This is a genomic window from Metabacillus indicus LMG 22858 (genome assembly GCF_000708755.2).
In the GTDB taxonomy this organism is placed as follows: domain Bacteria; phylum Bacillota; class Bacilli; order Bacillales; family Bacillaceae; genus Bacillus_P; species Bacillus_P indicus.
In genome coordinates this window covers 394,968-414,698 of sequence record NZ_JGVU02000001.1, presented here as the reverse complement: position 1 = coordinate 414,698, position 19,731 = coordinate 394,968, and the positions used below count along the sequence as shown (strand labels likewise).

Sequence of the window (19,731 nt, the reverse complement as noted above, 5' to 3'; positions counted from 1 at the left end):
TTTGCTCCAGTCCAGTACAATAGATAACTGTGTTTTACGTACGGACTACCATAAAGGAAGGAGATATTTATGTATCAATCTGTACTGACTGGCGGAAATCAGGCACCTGTGGACGCGGAAGAACTGCAGTTTCAGCTTTATAGAATGCAGGATAATCTCAAGGAAATCGCCAAGAGGTGGAAAGTTGTCGGAATTGATCAGACAAAAGAAGACAAATGGGTCGTTGTTTATGCACAAAATGACGGTGATTCATGCAAAGTGATGCTTAATGATTGTGAAACAGCCTATCGGGGGAAATGGGATTTTTCCATTCATGCCACCTATTCAGACGATCAGGCCATTCATATTGGCGACATTAAAGGCCCTGCAAACAAAGGCTACGGATCAATTTGCATGAATTATTTAAAAGAAATCGCTAAAGACCAGAACATTCCATCTATAACCGGGGATATCGCCAAAAGAGACTGGGATCACGTCGACCGTCTTGTGCACTTTTACGAAAAGCATGACTTTAAAGTAAGCATTGATTACGAAGAGCAGGCAGGAGAAATTGAATGGAATGCTATGCAGTAGAAGCAGCTATAAAGCTGCTTCTTTTTTTATGCAAGTTTACATTTTCTTTTTCTGAAAAATTCTAAAAAATGCGATTACAGTAAGTAAGATAAGGGTATGTACAACTAGCGCATTTTTTCCTGTTTACCATAATCACACATACCATACAGAAAGGAGACTTGGAGCAACTTATGAAAAAACAAGTATATCTTATGATCCTGCTTCTGATGACAGGTGTTTTTTTAGCAGCCTGTGCTGAGAAAGAAAAATTATCAGACGGAACAGAATTGATTGACAAGGATGAATTTGTATTTGCTGCATCAGGTGAATTCAAACCATTCAGCTACGTGAAGGACGATATGACGATGACCGGATTTGATGTTGCCGTCGGAGAAGCGATTGCGAAGGAGCTTGGACTTAAGCCCGTCCAGAAACGGATTAAATTCAAAGGGATTGTTGAAGGTGTCAAAACCGGCCGGGCCGATGCAGCGGTGGCGAGCCACACCATCAATGACCAGCGGGCAAAGCACGTGTCCTTTTCCACACCCTACTACTATTCAGGACCTCAAATTTTCACGCGTCCTGACAGCAGCATCAAAACAGTTGAAGATCTAAAAGGAAAAGAAGTCGCTGTAGCCAAAGGCTCTACATATGCTGCAACCGCAGAGAAATATACAGACAACATAAAGATGTACGACAGCGATATCACTGCTCTTAAAGCGCTTAGTACAGGCCGCCATGACGCGGTGATCACCGATTTTGTAACAGGAAAAAGTGCAGCAAAAGGCGGATTTGACATTACCGGACAGCAGCTGATTGAAAGAAGTGAACAGGCTGTTGTTATTCCGCAGGACAACCCCGAACTCTTAAAGCGTGTTAACGAAGCACTCGAAAACCTGCGCAAAGACGGAACATTGAAGAAAATCAGCATTGAGTATTTTGGAGAAGACATTACAACTAAACCGGAATAATCACTGCCTGTACAGAAAGGATGTTGTTTATATTGCCTAGCTTTTCTCATTTTTTTGATTCTCTCATAGCAAGCAGAGGCGTATTTTTCGATGCGATGCTTGTCACTCTCCAGTTGACAGTAGTGTCCATTTTAATCGGGATTGTTATCGGTCTCTTTTTCGCATTGCTGAAAATATCCAAACTGAAAGTGCTCGGCTGGATCTCGGATGCTTATATTTACCTTGTCCGCGGTACACCATTAATCGTTCAGATTTTCATTCTGTACTTCGGTTTCAGCGGATTGTTTCTAATCCCTGATTTCTGGGCTGCATCCCTTGCTCTCGCCTTCCACAATGGTGCCTATATTGCTGAAATATTCAGGGGCACCATCCAGTCCATCGACAAAGGTCAAATGGAAGCGGGCCGTTCCCTCGGCATGACAAGAGGTCTCACAATGAGGCGCATCATCATGCCTCAGGCGTTCAGACGTGCGCTTCCTCCTCTTGGAAACCAGATGATTATCGGTTTAAAGGATTCTTCTCTGGCAGCATTTATCTCCATCAATGAATTATTTAACGTTGCGACCACACTCGGTTCAAACAATTTCGATGAAATGACATTCCTGCTGATTGTTGCCGTTTACTACTTAATACTGGTTGCAATTCTGACACTCGTTGTAAACGGACTTGAAAAGAAAATGTCCATCAGTGACCGCTAAAGGAGGGAATCTTTTTGGAATCAAAAGAAATGATCAAAGTGGAAAAGCTGAATAAATCTTTCGGCGACCTGCATGTCCTAAAAGATATTGATATGAAAGTTGGTGAAAGCGATGTTGTTTGCTTAATCGGATCAAGCGGATCCGGTAAAAGTACCCTTCTCAGGTGCCTTAACTTTCTTGAGAAAAAAGATAACGGAAAGATCATCATAAACGGCGAAGAAGTCACACAGGGCACACATGACATCAACGAAGTCCGCCAGAAAGTCGGCATGGTGTTCCAGCATTTTCAGCTGTTCCCTCATAAAACAGTGATTGAAAACATTATGGAAGCACCGCTGATGGTAAAGAAAATGAAAAAGAACCAGGCTGAAGCGGAAGCACGGGCTCTCCTTGAAAAAGTAGGCCTTTCCGACAAAGCAGATGTCTATCCTAACAAATTGTCAGGGGGACAAAAGCAGCGGGTTGCCATTGCCCGTGCACTTGCCATGAAGCCTGAAATCATGCTGTTTGACGAACCTACATCCGCTCTTGATCCGGAACTTGTCGGAGAGGTGCTCGCAACGATGAAGGAGCTTGCAGAAGAAGGAATGACTATGGTTGTCGTCACACATGAGATGCAGTTTGCGAGAGAGGTTGCCGACTGGATCGTATATATGAACGAAGGCAGAATTGTTGAAATCGGACACCCGGAAGAGTTCTTTTCAAATCCTAAAGAAGAGCGTACAAAAGAGTTTTTAAGAACGACTCAGCTAAGCTGAATAAAAGCCGCAGAACATGGTTTCTGCGGCTTTTTCATTTTCCCCCAAACCTGTGGATTCTTCTTCCACCTCATTTTCTCTTGCCAAAGGGAAGATTATTGGATATGATGAAAACGAATTCAAGAGGTCTGACGACTAACCACTATTCAAACAACTCCACTTGAGAGGGGAAACTCCATGAAAGAAAGAACACTATTTTTTATCACAGGCTTACTGGCCCTTACGCTCGGTGTGGCGCTGATTATCAAATCAGGTCTCGGCGCATCCTCATGGGACGCCCTTGCAGTAGGAGAATCCAATTTATTTGGGCTCACAGTCGGTACCTGTATTTTTATAAATGGCATCGTGCTGATCTTTATTAACTCATTTTTGATGAAAAAGAAACCTGAACTGCTGGCAGCAGGAAGCATTCTCTTAATAGGTGCATTAATTGACTTCTGGCTTCTTGTAGTTTTAAAGCATTATTCCCCTGCAGGACTATTCTTCCAGGCATCTGCTTTAATTGCCGGGATTCTGACAATGGGCATTGGCGTTGCGGTTTACCTTCAGGCGAAGTTCCCTGCAAGTCCGATGGATACACTGATGGTTGCCATTCATACCCGTTTCGGTCTTAATTTAAGAAATTCAAGGATCATCAGCGAAACCTTTGCGCTGCTTCTCGCTTTTGCTTTTCAGGGAGCAATCGGCATCGGCACATTTGCTGTAACACTTACACTTGGGTTTGTTGTTCAATATTTCCATCCGAAGTTTGAGGGATTGCTGCTGCGTATGAGCAGCAGATTATCTTATAAGTAAGAACAAAAGCGCAAGCGCCTTGGTCAGATCCGATAGGCAGATAAGAATCCGGCGGAAAAGTCCGGGTTTGACTTTTTTGGCGGATTTGTTCTGACAGAGGATCTAGGCGCTGGAGCTGGCCGAGGATAAATTTGTCATTTAACTATAGTATTTTATCCTTTGTATCTTCCTTAAACTTTCAAAAATTTGTTATTGCTTTGTTCCTATAAATCTATTATAGTTGAATACGTCAGAGGTCAGACATCAGATGACGCTGACTCTCTTTTTCAAAGTTGATGAAAGCGTATACAGTATTCTTTCAAAAAACGATTACTATTCCATCATAGAGGTGAACGAAATGAAATACCTGATTGCCCTTCTTGGACTTGCGATTGTTCTGGGTCTTGCCTGGGTTGCAAGCAGCGACAGAAAGAAGATTAAGTTTAAACCAGTTGCATTAATGATTGTTATTCAAATCGCTTTAACGTTCCTATTACTGAATACCAAATTCGGACTCATTTTAATTACAGCTATTGCCGACGGTTTCGGAAAGCTTCTCGAATATGCAAATGAAGGAATTATGTTTGTCTTTGGAGGACTCGCGAACGATGGACAAGCTCCGTTCTTCCTGAATGTTCTTCTTCCGATCGTCTTTATTTCAGCATTGATTGGGATCTTCCAGTACTTTAAGATTTTGCCTTTTGTCATGAAGGGCATAGGTTTTGTACTGAGCAAAGTTAACGGAATGGGAAAACTTGAGTCTTACAACGCTGTCGCATCTGCCATCGTTGGTCAATCAGAAGTTTTCATCACCGTTAAAAAACAGCTTGGACAGCTGACATCACAGCGTCTTTACACGCTTTGCGCATCTGCCATGTCAACTGTATCCATGTCCATTGTTGGAGCATACATGACAATGATCGAGCCAAAGTATGTTGTAACGGCAATCGTCATCAACCTGTTCGGCGGATTTATCATTGCTTCAATCATCAATCCTTACACTGTTTCAGATGAAGAAGATATTCTCGTCATTCAGGAAGAAGAAAAGCAGTCATTCTTTGAAATGCTTGGCGAATACATCATGGACGGCTTCAAAGTAGCAGTTATTGTCGGTGCCATGCTGATCGGTTTCGTTGCACTGATTGCAGCGGTCAACAACATTTTTGATATGGTCTTCGGCATTACATTCCAGGGTATTCTCGGTTACATCTTTGCCCCATTCGCCTTTATCATGGGTGTTCCTATGAATGAAGCAGTAGCTGCGGGCGGAATCATGGCAACAAAGCTTGTGACAAACGAATTTGTAGCCATGATGGACCTTGCAAATGTTGCAGATACGTTCAGTGAGCGTACACTTGGTATTATCTCTGTGTTCCTTGTATCTTTTGCCAACTTCTCTTCCATCGGAATTATTGCCGGTGCGGTGAAGGGTCTGCATGAAAAACAAGGAAACGTAGTTGCACGTTTCGGTTTGAAGCTGCTTTATGGTGCTACACTTGTAAGTATCCTGTCAGCGATTATTGTAAGTATCGTACTATAATGAAAAAACAGATCCCGTTATTTAGCGGGATCTGTTTTTTTATTACCTTACTTCAGCTTTTTTCCATCAAACATAAACCGGTAAACCGGCAATTCTTCTCCAATCTCTGACGGAATATAGCCGAATGTTACATAGCTGTCAATCGACTCGGGCTCAAGGGAAAGAGACAGCAGATTATTTTGCGGCTGAGCAGACAGGAAGATATATGAGCCTTTCGAGAAAACGACCTCTTTTTTAGTGAGCTCTGTCTCTACTTCGACCAGCTGCTTTCCTTCGTACTGTTCCGTCTCTTCTTTGCTTGTTATCTGATAGGCTTCAACAGGGAGTTTCATTTGTTTCGGAAGCTTAAATCCTTTTACCCCCTGATTCATCAGCCTTGCTGCAGCATCACCCTGATCAGGCTGCAGGACATATGCAGTCGGACGCTCGCGTGTCAATGTCGGAACAGCTTCTGTTGCACTGAAGTAGTTAACAGGCACATCCTGAACGGTTCCGCTTGCAATATCAATCATTTCAAGAGTTTGTCCATCTATTTCCAATGCTTCACTGTTCACATAAACAGGATCATTGTCTTTTGGAAGCAGACCTTTTTTAACTAGCTTTGCCCGTTCAGCTGCAACGGTCACTTTCACTTTTCGGGCATTTTCTGCTGTTTGTCTTAAGATGTTTTCATGTGTTTCAATCTGTGCTGCAACCCTGCGCCCGAAGTCCTCTCGCCCAATATCAATGCCCCTGCTTTCCACAAGGAACGAAAAAGCAGGCTGCAGTCCAAAGGAGTTTCTTCCGATGCGCGGTTCTGTCCCTCCTTCTAAAATATCGATTTCACCATTTGTCACAGCCGATGTATAATAACGGTCAGCTGAAAACCCTTGATCTTCAAGTGCAGCAAACGTTGGTTCAACATAGAGGCTGTCTGACATGGTTCTGATTTTTTCAGGAATGTTTAAATTTCTGCCTGACAGCAGCAGGATATCATGATATTTCAGAAGACCCTCTTCCCCAAACCGGTCGAACGAGCGGGTGTATGGCGTATATTCATGGGCATCAATGACAACTTCAGGCGTGTACTTATTATATTCTCTGTGGATGGCCTGGACTTCCGGCGATTCAAGCTTGACGTGGTCACGGTTGCCGTCAAGGCCATTTTGAAGCTGTCGTTTAAAATTGTAAGAACCATCCGGATTTACACGTGGAACAATAATAATATTGATATCATCGAGCAGCTCATTCCCAAGTTCGCCAGTCAGACGATTTGCGATGGCGAGAATGGATTCACCGCTTGCAGGCTCATTTCCGTGAATCTGGCTCTGAATCCAGACCGTCGGCTTACGCGATGCGTAGCTCGGTTTTATGCTCCCGTCCTTTGTAAAGTAAAGCGCAGGAATCGCCATTCCGTTTTGCGATCTGCCAATCTCTTTTACTGATACGTATGGAGATTTTTTTTTGAGTTCTTCTATGTAAGCAAGCATTTCCTCCTGGGTGGTAAAGGCCTCTTCACCTTTAGTAAAAGCCGGTGTTTCATCAGTTAGTGAAACATCGGGAAAAAGCGGCCTCACTTGTTCGGGCTGTGTATACGTTTTTCCATAGTATGGTGTTTCTGCGCTGACTGCAGGGGCAAGCAGGAAGCTCGCTGTCAGCAAAACAGGAATCGCCTTTTTCTTCAAATTTTCCCAACTCCTCTTGTCATTTGCTTACAATCCTAGAGGAAAAAGATCATATTATCAAAAAATTCAAACTAGTTTTATATTCCTATGTCTTCCTATGGTATGTTCAATCCCATTCAAAACAGGAACATGGACAGGTTCTGATTCTCCTTATAATAGCGAATAAATACTCGCAGTATACGGAAGTATATCTGATTAGACCGTCTTTCGGCTCATTTTTTTTAAAACCTTCCGCAATAAAAAAGAGCCTAAACAAAGCAGTACGCTTCATTTAAGCTCTCTTTTTAATTGGCGGATACTTCTTCTTTCTTCCCGGTGATCAGTCTTGTTTTACCCATGAAAAAGACGGTGATCAGGGCAGCTCCAAGCGGAATAAGGGCAAACAGGAACATGGCGGTAATTGAATCTGACATCGCATTTACAACCGGTTCAAGCACCCCGGGAGGAATCTGCTCCCGTACTTCCGGCTGAAAAATCCCCTGAGGATTGCCCATATCAAAACCGCTGCCGGCAGAACCGGCATTTTCAAGCTCTCTTATGAAGATTTTTGTTTGAATAGCTCCGAAGATTGTCACTCCGATTGTCATCCCAAGCGATCTGAAAAAGGCATTCGTTGCGTTCGCTGAACCTCTGAAACGAGGGTCCAGATTATGAATGGACGCATTTGGTAGGAGCGAAAAGGAAAATCCGACGCCACATCCTGAAAGTATCATAAACAGCGTCAGCAGCAGCCTTCCCGTGTCCGGAGTCATCGTGCTGAGCAGCCCCATTCCGGCTATAAAGGAAATGATGGAAACAAACATAATGCTGCGGTAGCTTGTTTTAGTCATAAATGCACCCGCAAGCCCGCTGCCGACAACAGACCCAAGCATAAGTGGCATAAGAATGTAACCGGCACTTGTTGCTGATCCCCCGTATACAGCCTGAACGAAAATCGGAATGAAGATCGTAAGAATAATAAATGACCCCCCGTACAAAAAAGCAAGGATCTGTGAACTTGCAAACAGCCTGCTTTTAAACATCCAGAAGGAAATGATTGGATCTTTTGCTTTTGTTTCGGCCACTAAAAATAAAATCAAAAATAAGACGAAAGAGCCGAACAAGGAATAGGACTGCCATGAAGTCCAGGAAAACTCTTTTCCTCCAAGCTCAAGAGCAAACATAAGACTGACAACGCCGGCTACAAGCGTGAGGGCACCGGCCCAGTCAATTTTCTGCCTTTCAAGCTTTGCTTTTTCATGATAAAACTTTCCGACAAGAATGACAGATAAAAGGCCGATCGGAATGTTCACATAAAAAACCCAGTGCCAGCTGATGTATTCTGTTAAATACGCTCCGATCAGCGGGCCGAAAACAGATGCAGATCCGAACACTGCACCTAAAAGTCCTGTCATTTTCCCGCGTTTTTCCGGCGGAAAAATATCAAACACAATGGTAAATGCAATTGGCAGAAGCGCACCGCCGCCAACTCCCTGTATAGCCCTGAAGATGCTCAGCTGAGTAATGTTCTGTGCAATCCCGCACAGGGCAGATCCTGCAAGAAAAATGATAAGTCCAATGATGAAAAACCGTTTTCGTCCGTACATATCAGAAAGCTTTCCAAAAATCGGCATACCCGCAAGGACCGTCACCATATAGGCAGACGTCACCCACACGAATTGATCAAGTCCTCCAAGATCACTGACAATCGATCCCAGGGCAGTTGCAACAATGGTATTATCAATTGCAGCCATAAAAATACCGAGGAGAAGACCTGCGACAACCAGCCGGGTATGTTGTTGAGATGCGTCCATTTCCTTCACTTCCTTAATAGTTAAGTTTATGAAGCTTCATCTTCTATTATAGTCAAATTTGAATAAGATACCAGCATAAACTGCAAATAAGCGGGCCAGTTACAGACCCGCAGCGTTTTTGGTTTTTTTTCGTATTTCTTTATATTTCTGAAAATCAAAGCTCTTCAGAAACTGCTGTGCGGAAGAATACCCTGATTGATACAAAAACTCGATTTCGTCTTTATTCAAATCAAAATCAGTTGCTGTTATTCCTCCTGTGGGGATTTGTACGGTCCGTTCTCTTGTTTCTTCTGTCAGATGCCTCAAATCGTGTGCCTGCAGCATCGTTTTGAACATATTTTTGAAAAGATGAACGGGTGTCGGTATAACAGCCCCCGCTCTGATTTCTTCTTTAATAAAACGGAATCCGAAGGTTGGAAAGCGCGGTTCTTCTTTCGAATCAAACAGCCAGATCGGAAAATTACTCAGCAATCCGCCATCTAATATATAGGAAGTGAACTGGGAAGATGATTTCCATTTTACCGGCCTGAAGAAAAAGGGAATCGATGCGCTCATCATAACCGCCTTAGAGACTTTCAGATCGGAGGGTTTCATCTTATATTTGGGCAGATCATCGGGCAGGATAAGTATTTCGCCATTGGATACGTCTGATGCAATGATTTTCAGCTTATCTTGGGGCAGGTCTGCAAACGTGCGAATCCCTTTTGCCGAAAGGAGACCGTCTATCCATTCTTCCAGATAGCTGTTTTTGTAAAAACCGAGATGAATCATAAGCTGGAGCAGTCCGCCGATGATTGGGATATAATTCAAAAAGGTTCTGCCCCTGAATTTTGTAAAATCCAGCTCTATGAGATGCTCCCTGATTTCATAGCTTTTATAGCCTGCTGCCAAAAGAGCGGCAATGACTGCACCCGCAGATGTCCCTGCAAGGCGCTCCCATTCAATTTTTTCTTCCTCCATTGCCTGAATAGCACCTGTAAACGCAATGCCCCGGACTCCTCCGCCTTCAAATACTCCGTCAGCTTTCATTTGTGCTTCACCTCCGGAATGATCTTCTTTCTTTATTCTTGTTTTCTGTCAGAAATCCTTTTTGTCTAACACATCCATCAGAAAAAGAGAGAGAATCATGACATTCTCCCTCTTGCTCCTTATTTCCCTAATAAACCTTCATTACTTAAGTACTGCTCAGCAACTTCTGCAGCAGATTGCCCTTCAACATTTACCTGATAGTTCATTTCTCTCATTTCGTCATCCGTTATTTTTCCTGACAATTGATTCAGGGCTTTCTGGAGTTCTGGATGCTGATCGAGCGTTTCTTTTCTCAGCAGCGGTGCTCCCTGATAGGGTGGAAACAGTTTTTTATCATCTTCAAGCACTAAAAGATTATATTGTTTCAGCTCACTGTCTGTCGAGTAAGCATCAATTAAATTGATTTCGCCTGTCTGAATGGCTTCATACCTGAGCTTAGGCTCCATTGTTTTTAAGTTTGCAAAGGTGGTGCCGTAAACTTTCTGTATGCCTTTGTAGCCATCCTCCCTGTCCGAAAACTCAAGAGTGAACCCTGCTTTTATATTCCCTGCAGCCGGTTTAAGATCTGACATTTTTTCAAGGCTGTACTGTTCTGCAGCTTCCTTAGGCACAGCGAGTGTATACGTATTGTTGAATGACATCGGCTCAAGATATGCCATGTCAAACTTCTTGAGCATACCTGCTTTTGCCTGCTCGTATACTTCTTTCCGGTCAGTGCTGACGGCCTCTTCTTTTAAAAAGGTCGTAATCGCTGTTCCTGTAAATTCAGGGTAAATATCAATATCTCCTGATTTTAGAGCGTTAAAGACGAATGTCGTTTTTCCAAGACCGGGCTTTAATTCAACCTCAAGATCCGTCTCCTGCTCGATCAGCAGTTTGTACATATTGATCAGAATTTCCGGTTCAGCCCCCAGTTTTCCTGCAATGACAATGTCTTTCTTGCCGGCACCAAACGCAAGCGGCACAGCAACAGCCAGTATGGCAATTAATCCTGCAATGCCGATTACTTTCATTGATCGCCTCGATGCCGCTTTTTCAACGCCCCGCAGAACAGCATCAAAGAAAATAGCAAGCAGGGCTGCAGGAATCGCTCCTAGCAAAATCAGCATGTTGTCATTTCTGTCGATTCCAAGCAGAATGAGTTTTCCGAGTCCGCCTGCACCAATAAGGGCCGCAAGTGTGGTAGTTCCAACGATCAGTACCATCGCCGTGCGGATACCAGCCATGATGACCGGCATGGCAAGGGGCAGTTCTACTTTATACAGCCGTTTCATGCTGTTCATCCCCATCGCACGGGCCGCTTCAATTAAGGAAGAATCCACTTCTTTGATGCCGGTGTACGTATTTCTCAGAATCGGAAGCAGTGCATAGATGACCAGTGCAATAATGGCAGGCACTACTCCAATGCCAACAAGAGGAATCAGCAGTCCGAGAAGGGCAAGTGACGGAATGGTCTGCAGGACGGCAGAAACACCAATCACTCCTTCTGCGGCTCCTGATTTTCTAGTCAGATAAATGCCCAGCGGAATGGAAATGGCGACCGCGAGCAGTAAAGCAATAAATGAGATCTGGATATGCTCAAGCAAAGCAGCTAAAAGCTCGCTTTGCCGTTCTTTAAATACGTCAATAAATGCCGTCATACTCTCCCTCTTTCTTCCGCACGGCCGGCTAAGAACTGTACCGCGGACTCTCTCGTTATGGTCCCGATAATCTGTCCGTTCCGCTCAACAGGAATCATGTCTTCTGTCCCCAGTCTCTGGAGGGCTTCCTGCCGGTCAGCCGTAAAAGATATCGGCTTTTTGAGCGGATCTGTTTCCTGCAGAGGCCTGATCCAGGGTTCAATGGATCCTTCCAGAACAGCAGCCTGTCCTCTGTTCCCGATAAATTCTTTGACAAAATCGCTGGTGGGACGTCTGACGAGCGCTTCAGGGGTGTCAATTTGCACGGCTTCCCCGTCTTTCATCACACAAATCCGGTCACCAAGAGCAAGGGCCTCCTGCATATCATGAGTCACAAACACAATCGTCTTATGAATACGTTTTTGCAGGTCTATGATATCCTGCTGCAGTTTTTCCCTGCTGATCGGGTCTAGTGCACTAAAAGGTTCATCCATTAAAATAATATCCGGGTCTGCAGCAAGAGCTCTGATGACCCCGATTCTCTGCTGCTGACCGCCTGACAGCTCATTCGGTTTTCTTGTTCTGTATGTATCCGGATCAAGCCCTACCATATCCAGAAGTTCATCTGTGCGTTGCCGTATTTTCTCTGCATTCCATCCCCTCAGTTCAGGAACAATCGCGATGTTTTCTTCAATCGTCATATGAGGAAAAAGCGCAATTTGCTGAAGAACATACCCTATATTCCACCGCAGTTCGTGAATGTCGTAATCATGAACATTTTTGCCATCTATGCTGACAGTGCCGTCTGTGGCATCAATCAGCCTGTTGATCATTTTCATCGTCGTCGTCTTGCCGCATCCCGAAGGCCCGATAAAGACAAAAAACTCACCTTTTTCTATTGTTAAGTCCAGGGCGTTTACTGCCTTCGTACCGTCTTTGTATACCTTTGTCACATTCTCAAACCGGATCATCTGCTCACCTTTTTTCTATAGTGTTATCATAGCGCCACCAAATGTATTACCCTCTCCCGGCGAAAGATAAGCTTCTTTTTTACTCAAGAAAGGAATCTGCACCCAATTAGTGGAATTAGTAGTATCATACTAAAAAAGAGAGGATAAAATCCAATGGTCCAAATCCAGAAAGATTCCATCACAGGCTACAAAGACGGCACTGTTTCCTATTCCCTGCTCAAAAAAGCCTCTCAAGGAAAAACACTTGCTATTATGTTTCCGGGCTACGGGTATACAGCGCAGGGCCCGCTGTTTCACTATTCAACAGGAATTTTCCTGAACCGCGGTGAGGATGTGCTGCATCTCAACTACTCCTACCAGTCGCCTTTTTATGAATCATTTTCAGATAAAGAGCTTGATGATGCGTTAAAAAGAGATGTCCGGCATGTCATTGATACCGTATTAAGCGCGCACTCCTATGAACACTTTTACTTGATAGGAAAATCACTCGGCACGATCGCACTTGCTGCTGAACTTGGGAGAACGGCATTCCTCGATGCGAAAATTGTCTGGCTCACGCCTTTGCTGAAAAGGGATGATGTATTTGAGGGCATGTACACAAGCAAAAAGAGAGGTTTATGCATCATCGGCGATTCAGACCCTTGCTATGACCCCGAACGGTTTGAGAAGCTTTCAGAAAATCCATTTCTTGAGCGTGTCCTCATAAACGGGGCTGACCACAGTCTGGAAGATTCAGAGGATCCGGTAGGTTCAGTAGATGTGCTGAAGGATGTTATGATGAATATAAAGAGGTTTTAAATCACTTCTAAATGGAAAAGACCGGTGCAGCTAATGCTCACCGGTCTTTCTCATGCTATGGCATTATTCAAAAAGCTGGTCGATTGCTTTTTGAGGGAGAGCCGTCTCTCCACCGAGGATGTAATAAGTAAAAGTATCTTCTTTATACTTATTGATTGTTTCTTTTGTAAAATCACTTGGAGTAGTTGGACTAGTCAAAATGATTGGGCTCATATATCTTGATGCAAGGGCTGAGCCTGCAAGAGCATCAGCGAAACCTTTTCCGGTAGCAATGTACGTGAAAAACGGATCAATGTTGTCTTGGAATCTGTTAATAATTTTACTGTTGGTTTCATAACGATCTTCACCGCTGATTCGTTCTTTTCCAGGCAAATTCTTCACAGCAGCGCTTGTAATTGCTGCTTCTCCACCGATTACAAAAGTTTTGTCAGCGTCCCAGTCTCTAATATAATTTGTTACTTCTTGTGGGACATTATCTTTTTGAGTCAGCAAAATAGGCATGTTCATCTGAGCTGCAATAGGAGCAATAGATAGAGCATCTGCAAAGTTTTTGCCTGTAGCCAGTACTACTGATCCTTCTGTTCCAATTTCCTCAGCAACCTTAACAGATGTTTCATAGCGGGTTCCCCCGCTTAGTCTCGTTACTTTTACGTTCATTTTTCCAAGCTCTGTTTTAACGTTGTCTGAAATGGCTGAAGTGCCTCCGATAAGAAAAACCTCCTGAACCTCTAAACGGTTGAGTTCTTCTTTAACACTTTCAGGAAGACCTTCTGGTTTTGTTAATAAAAGAGGAGCATCATATCTGAAGGCAAGAGGCGTAGCACTTAAGGCATCCGCATAACCTTTACCTGTTGCAATTACTGCCACATCTGAATATTCCCAGCCATTTTTCGAGACTTCCACAGCTGTATCATATCTCGTGTCTCCCCAAAGTCTTTCCATTGTAGTTTCAAATGGACCGTCTGAGTATGTAAAATGAAAAAGAGAATACTCCACATTAGCTTCTGATGAATAGGAATTCGTCACTTCTAAATAATAGGTCCCAGGTGAAAGTTCTGTTTCTATCGACTGATAAATATCCCCGTCAAAATCTTCAGTTATACTCTTTGCAGCCTCACTGCCATTCTCAGAAAGCACACGGACTTTCAACGTTTCAGAAGTTGTATCCAACATAGTTTCAGCTATTAATGAATACGCCATATCTTCTTCTGTTATATCAAACTTGAAATAGTCAACGTCTTTTCCATTACTTGCATTCCTGTTCTTGTTCTCTCCTGCCAGAACTGAATCGATTTTAGCATTTGTTGCCTTTGCCATAGTATCATTCGGTTCTACTTCATAATAAGACTGAATCTCGTCATCCATACCCAGGGCCTTCATTTGTGTCGTCTGATGCTGAAAGGCAGACAATTTATCTGTTTTTTCAGCAGCAAATCCCTGTACACCTGGTAAAGCCAGCATGAGCCCGCAGGCAAGCAATAATTCTTTTTTCATAGTATCCCCCTGTTTTTATGTATCAAATCTACTAGATTATACAACCTATCACCAAAGAATGTAATAGTGATTATCTATTATTTGGAATTATTTTTTTCGACTTTTTTTGACATATGAAAAACCCTGGCAGAAGCCAGGGTTTTTCATGATCCTCTTATTCAAATAATGCAAGCATAGAATCTTCCGGTAAAGCTGTTTCTCCTCCGATGATATAATACATGGAAGCTGTGTCAGCATAATCGGCAATTTTATCTTTTGCAGTCTGCTTAGCTCCTTCAGGGCTTGTAAGGGTGATAAGACTTCCGCTTTTAAGAAAAATGCTTTAAATAATCTCACATTAAAAAGTCCGGAGAGTAATGGCTTTATTCAAAAAGCTGGTCGATTGCGTTTTGAGGGAGAGTTGTCTCTCCGCCGAGGATGTAATAATATGATGTTGCCCCACTTAACTCATTAATTATATTTTTTGTATAAGTATTCGCAGTCTTAGGATTTGTTAATACTACAGGGCTCATGTTCAGTGATGCTAGAGCTGAACCTGAAAGGGCGTCAGGGAAATTTTTCCCCGTAGCAATAAATGTTTCTGTTGGATCAATATCTGACTGGAAACGTTTGATTACGTTACTGTTAGTTTCATAACGGTCTGAACCGCTGATTCTTTCTTTTCCAGGTATATTTTTTAAAGCAGAATCTGTGATTACTTCTTTCCCTCCGATGACAAACGCCTTATTTGCTTTCCAATCTCTTATATAATTTGATACCTCTTTTGGAACATTTTCTTTTTCAGTCAGTAAAATAGGCATGTTTAGCTGTGCTGCAATAGGAGCAATGGAAAGAGCATCTGCAAAATTTTTACCTGTAGCCAGTACTACTGACCCTTCTGTTCCAATTTCCTTGGCAATATTAACAGATGTTTCATAGCGATTTGCACCGCTGATTCTATTTACTTTGATGTTCATTTTTGAAAGCTGAGTCTTAACATTGTCTGAAATGGCTGAGGTACCTCCTACAAGGTACACTTCTTTAACACCTAGACGTTTGAGCTCTTCTATAACAAGATCAGGAAGTTCTGCAGGATTTGTCAACAATAAAGGAGCTTCATTGCTATATGCAAGAGGAGTTGCACTTAATGCATCAGGGTAATTCTTCCCTGTTGCAATTACCGCCACATCAGAAAACTCCCAGCCTGTTCTTGAGATTTCAACAGCAGTCTCATATCTCGACTCTCCTGCAATTCTTTCAATTGATGGCTCTTGCTTTGGAGAAGTTAAATGTCTAAATGCATATGGTAGGTATATATCTCTTGGATATGAGTTAGTAACTTCTATGTAATAGGTCCCTGGTAAGAGATTTGCCTCAATATACTGATAGGCATCCCATTTTTCTTCATTATAGATTGTACTTTTTGCAACTTCTTTGCCGTCTTCTGAAAGAACTCTTACTTTCAAGGCCTTTGTAAGTTCTCTTCCATCGTTTTCAGCATATAGTGAGTAAGTCATATTCTTCTCTGAGATAGAAAACTTGAAGTAATCAAAGTCTTCGTAGGAAGGTTCATTATCCGTTCTGCCTTCAATCGTTGAATCGATTTGGATATTTGTAGCTTTTGAAAGTGTATCATTTGGCTCTGACTCATAATAATAATTCTTACTCTCTTTATGATAGTTCAAAGCAGACCATTCATCTGTTTTTTCTGCAGCAAATCCCTGTACGCCTGGTAAAGCTAGCATGAGCCCGCAGGCCAGCAATAATTCTTTTTTCATAGTATCCTCCTGGGTTTTATGTATCAAATCTACTAGATTATACTCTTTTTATATACCTAATGTAATAGATATTATGTATATTTTACTATTTTTCCGACTTTTTTTGACACAAACAAAGCCCCGGGAAGTGCCAGGGCCTGATTCATAAACTCTTATTCGAATAGTGAAAGAATAGAAGCTTCAGGTAAAGCTGTTTCTCCGCCGATGATGTAATACATGGAAGCTGTGTCAGCATAATCAGCGATTGTATCTTTTGTAGTCTGCTTAGCTCCTTCAGGATTTGTGAGAATCACTGGACTTCCGCTTCTGGCTGCCAGCGCAGATCCAGCAAGGGCATCCGGGTAATTCTTGGAAGTGGCAATGTAAGGAGTTGACATGTTCAGCATATCTTCAAAATACGAAATGATGTTGCTGTTTGTTTCGTAACGGTCATCACCGCCAATTCTTTCAGGCTCGGGGAATGCGTCAGCCGCTTTTTTAGAAATGACGCTTGTCCCTCCGATAATGAAAGAAACTTCAATGCCGCTTTCCTCCACATAACTTCTTACAACATCCGGTGTACTGTTTTTCTTCGTAAGGAGAATCGGCATTTCGAGTGATGCAGCAATCGGTGCTATAGACAGCGCATCTGCAAAGCCTTCACCTGTTGCCACTGCTGCAATACCCATGCCATCGAGTTCTTCAGCAATCTTGACTGATGTAGCATATCTGTCGTCGCCGCTAATACGCTTGATTTTCTTCACGCCAAGTTCTTTCAGTTGCTTTTCTACATTTGCAGAAATAGCATTTTTGCCTCCAACAAGAATGACTGTCTCTGCTTCAAGACGAACCAGTTCATCTTTGACAACTTCCGGAACTTCATTTGTGTCTGTCAAAAGAAGCGGGGCATCGTTTTTGTAGGCTAGAGGCGTTGCACTCAGCGCATCAGGGAAGTTGCGGCCTGTGGCAATAACTGCGGTCTCTGCCGTTTCAAATCCTTCTTCAGAGAGTTTTACCGCTGTTTCATACCGGTTCTCACCCGAAATACGCGCCCATTCAGTAAAGTTCTTTCCGATGCCATTGATTGCTGCAGGAGCATCAAGGCGGCCCCAGCCGGAAACTCTGTCATATCCAGGAATGACTTCTTCTTCCTCGTAAGGGATTTCTTCCTCATAAGGGTAATCTTCATAGTTTTCCCATGGATTATCCTGCTCATCAAATGCGATGTCCTGTGCTGTCTTCGTCAGGATTTTTTGAATTTCATCAGGTGTCAGATCCTGCTTGTGTGAAAGAAGCAGGCCTGCAACTGCTGCAACATGCGGTGTCGCCATAGACGTACCAGTCATGTTTGTAACGTTTCCGTCAGGCATTAAACTTGGAATATCTGTACCAGGTGCTACAAGATCCAGGCCTTTTCCATAGTTGGAGTAGTCTGAAACCAGGTCGATTCTGTTTGTTCCGCCGACAGAAATAACATATTTTGATGAAGCCGGATAAGAAAGCTCCTCCATGCCGTCATTTCCGCTGGCAGCAACTACTGTTACCCCGCGATCATATGCATACTTTAACGAACTCTCAATCACGCGGCTGTATCCTCCGCCAAGGCTCAGGTTAATAACCTGCGCTCCCTGATCTACCGCATATCTGATGCCAAAAGCGATTCCTTCTGTGTCACCGCTTCCTGCTGCGTCAAGGACTTTTACCGGAAGGATTTTTGCATGCGCGTTAATCCCGGCCATAGAATAGTCGTTGCCCGCTTTAGCGGCAATGATGCCGGATACATGCGTACCGTGACCGTTGTCATCCATGGCATCTGTATTTTTAGAAATAAAATTGTAGCCTTTGTCTGTCAGAACTTGACCGCTTAAATCAGCAAGCGTGTGATCAACTCCTGTGTCGGCAACGGCAATGACTGTATCTTTAAGGTCTTTGCCTTTAAGCGCTTCCTGGAGCTGTTCAAACTTGATGTCTGCGCCTTGAATTCCTCCGTCGCGGCCTTCGTTTTTAAGTGACCACTGGTAAGGATATTGGGCGTCGGCTGTAAATGACTGATAGCGCTGAACAGGCTCTGCATATTCTACTTCAGGGAGTTTTGAAAGACTGCTTACTGCAGATTTCAGACTGCTTGAAGATGCTTTAAAGCCTCCTGTGCTGCCTTCAACTTCCATGACATACGTATCTGGAATGATGGATTTGTCTGCTTTTAAAGGTGCTGCAGACTGAATGCCGAATGCTTTTGTTTTCGATTGAATGCTGCTCAGCTTTTTGCCTTCTTTGAGTTTAACGATGACACGGTGTTCAGTGCTTCCTGCTGAAGGGACACTATAACCACCCTTTTGAAGAATGGATGATACCGTCTTGTTTGTTAAATTGCTGATGCCGACAGCATTGCCGGTTTTCTTAATAGAATCCTGAAGGAATGATGGAACTGAATCAAGTGCTGTCGAGTAGAGACGGTTAATTGCATCTTGGTCCTCTTTTGTCACTTTGTACGCACTGCTGCTTCCTTTTTCAGCGACTTCAGCAAATAGACCTTTAAGCTGAACAAGATCTTGGTAGACCTGATCGCGGATTGTTTTGCTGAAAACCATTTTCGTGCTCAAAAATGGCGCGATTTTATAATACATAGCGGAAAGTTCTTTGCCGTTTTCCGTTTTTGCAAGCACATCTTCACGGATTGATCTAAGGTCTTTCAAAATCGCCTTGCCGTTTTCTCTTTCCTTCGTGCTCAGCTCAGCCGGACACTCGTCAGAACTCATGTATTCTGAAGGAGGAAGTGTTACCCCGTCATAAGAAAGAGTATAGGCTGCAGCCGGTGCTTCCGGTGCTTCTTCTCCTTCTATGTACTCTTCTTCATACGGATAATGCTCTACTTTCACATAGAAAGGGCCTGCCCATGCTACCGGGAAATCAAGCTGTACCGGTTCATTCGCATAGGAATATCCCATATATCTGTCAAACGCACGGTTATCTACGGCGTTTTCAAGACTTGAATAAACGGTGATGTTCATCTCAAGCTCTGATTGAAATTTCACTCTGAGATGAGTGAAATCCTTAACTTCTGCTGCAGAAGGATCCACAGTATACCATTTTACATTCTCGCCTTCTTCAAACTGTCCTTCAACAGGTGTTCCTGCTTTGAGAAGGGCTTCTTCTTTAGGAACATCCGCCCCGGCTGCACCTGCGGCCTGGCTGAAAAACAGGGAAAAAATCATGACAAATGCCATGAAGCTGCTGATGGTTCTTTTCATTTAACTACCTCCGTTAATAGATTCATTGCTAATACAAATCTATTAAATCACAGAAATTTATAATATGGAAAACTTTTCTACTT

General features: G+C 43.2%; 15 protein-coding genes. 7 read left to right on the top strand and 8 right to left on the bottom strand.

Annotation, left to right across the window (positions count from 1 at the left end; all coding sequences use genetic code 11):
• The first annotated feature begins 69 nt into the window (after window positions 1-69).
• The 6 genes from AZ46_RS01990 to AZ46_RS01965 all read left to right on the top strand — a co-directional run bounded on the left by AZ46_RS01990 (window position 70) and on the right by AZ46_RS01965 (window position 5,293).
• Entirely contained in the window at window positions 70-573 is a 504-nt protein-coding gene (locus AZ46_RS01990) for a GNAT family N-acetyltransferase (protein ID WP_029281959.1), read from the top strand.
• Between the two features lie 170 nt (window positions 574-743).
• Window positions 744-1,523, top strand: a complete 780-nt coding sequence (locus AZ46_RS01985; protein ID WP_029281961.1) for a transporter substrate-binding domain-containing protein — start codon at window positions 744-746, stop codon at window positions 1,521-1,523.
• 32 nt (window positions 1,524-1,555) lie between these two features.
• Window positions 1,556-2,221, top strand: a complete 666-nt coding sequence (locus tag AZ46_RS01980) for an amino acid ABC transporter permease (protein WP_029281963.1) — start codon at window positions 1,556-1,558, stop codon at window positions 2,219-2,221.
• Between the two features lie 29 nt (window positions 2,222-2,250).
• Window positions 2,251-2,979 carry an amino acid ABC transporter ATP-binding protein gene (locus tag AZ46_RS01975; RefSeq protein ID WP_029281965.1) on the top strand — a complete coding sequence of 243 codons (729 nt, stop codon included), beginning with the start codon at window positions 2,251-2,253 and terminating at the stop codon, window positions 2,977-2,979.
• Window positions 2,980-3,156: 177 nt separating this feature from the next.
• Complete coding sequence (locus AZ46_RS01970; protein WP_029281966.1) at window positions 3,157-3,774, top strand: YczE/YyaS/YitT family protein; 618 nt, start codon at window positions 3,157-3,159, stop codon at window positions 3,772-3,774.
• A gap of 337 nt (window positions 3,775-4,111) precedes the next feature.
• Complete coding sequence (locus AZ46_RS01965) at window positions 4,112-5,293, top strand: NupC/NupG family nucleoside CNT transporter (RefSeq protein WP_029281968.1); 1,182 nt, start codon at window positions 4,112-4,114, stop codon at window positions 5,291-5,293.
• Window positions 5,294-5,340: 47 nt separating this feature from the next.
• On the opposite strand, the gene AZ46_RS01960 is transcribed toward AZ46_RS01965, so the two are convergent.
• From AZ46_RS01960 to AZ46_RS01940, 5 genes are all read right to left on the bottom strand, one after another.
• Window positions 5,341-6,957, bottom strand: a complete 1,617-nt coding sequence (locus AZ46_RS01960) for a M14 family metallopeptidase (protein ID WP_029281970.1) — start codon at window positions 6,955-6,957, stop codon at window positions 5,341-5,343.
• A gap of 284 nt (window positions 6,958-7,241) precedes the next feature.
• Window positions 7,242-8,750 (bottom strand): MDR family MFS transporter, encoded by a 1,509-nt coding sequence (locus AZ46_RS01955; RefSeq protein ID WP_029281972.1) that lies wholly within the window; start codon window positions 8,748-8,750, stop codon window positions 7,242-7,244.
• Between the two features lie 99 nt (window positions 8,751-8,849).
• A complete protein-coding gene (locus tag AZ46_RS01950; RefSeq protein ID WP_029281974.1) occupies window positions 8,850-9,779 on the bottom strand; it encodes a patatin-like phospholipase family protein in 930 nt (309 codons plus the stop codon).
• Between the two features lie 119 nt (window positions 9,780-9,898).
• Window positions 9,899-11,419, bottom strand: a complete 1,521-nt coding sequence (opuFB, locus tag AZ46_RS01945; protein ID WP_029281977.1) for an osmoprotectant update ABC transporter permease/substrate-binding subunit OpuFB — start codon at window positions 11,417-11,419, stop codon at window positions 9,899-9,901.
• The gene (locus AZ46_RS01940) at window positions 11,416-12,369 is read right to left on the bottom strand and encodes an ABC transporter ATP-binding protein (protein WP_029281979.1); all 954 of its coding nucleotides are present in this window, start codon (window positions 12,367-12,369) and stop codon (window positions 11,416-11,418) included. The genes opuFB and AZ46_RS01940 overlap by 4 nt, the downstream gene beginning before the upstream one ends.
• Before the next feature lie 153 nt (window positions 12,370-12,522).
• Between AZ46_RS01940 and AZ46_RS01935 the strand changes: the two genes are divergently transcribed.
• On the top strand, window positions 12,523-13,167 hold the full coding sequence (locus tag AZ46_RS01935; protein ID WP_029281981.1) for an alpha/beta hydrolase: 645 nt from the start codon (window positions 12,523-12,525) through the stop codon (window positions 13,165-13,167).
• A 63-nt stretch (window positions 13,168-13,230) separates the two neighbouring features.
• Here the strand turns inward: AZ46_RS01935 and AZ46_RS20905 are convergent, their stop codons facing one another.
• The 3 genes from AZ46_RS20905 to AZ46_RS01920 form a co-directional block, all read right to left on the bottom strand.
• A complete protein-coding gene (locus tag AZ46_RS20905) occupies window positions 13,231-14,661 on the bottom strand; it encodes a cell wall-binding repeat-containing protein (protein WP_051865112.1) in 1,431 nt (476 codons plus the stop codon).
• Window positions 14,662-15,023: 362 nt separating this feature from the next.
• Window positions 15,024-16,418, bottom strand: coding sequence for a cell wall-binding repeat-containing protein (locus AZ46_RS20900; protein ID WP_051865110.1), 1,395 nt, complete (start codon window positions 16,416-16,418; stop codon window positions 15,024-15,026).
• Window positions 16,419-16,570: 152 nt separating this feature from the next.
• Window positions 16,571-19,648, bottom strand: coding sequence for a cell wall-binding repeat-containing protein (locus AZ46_RS01920; protein WP_051865108.1), 3,078 nt, complete (start codon window positions 19,646-19,648; stop codon window positions 16,571-16,573).
• Window positions 19,649-19,731 lie beyond the last annotated feature (83 nt).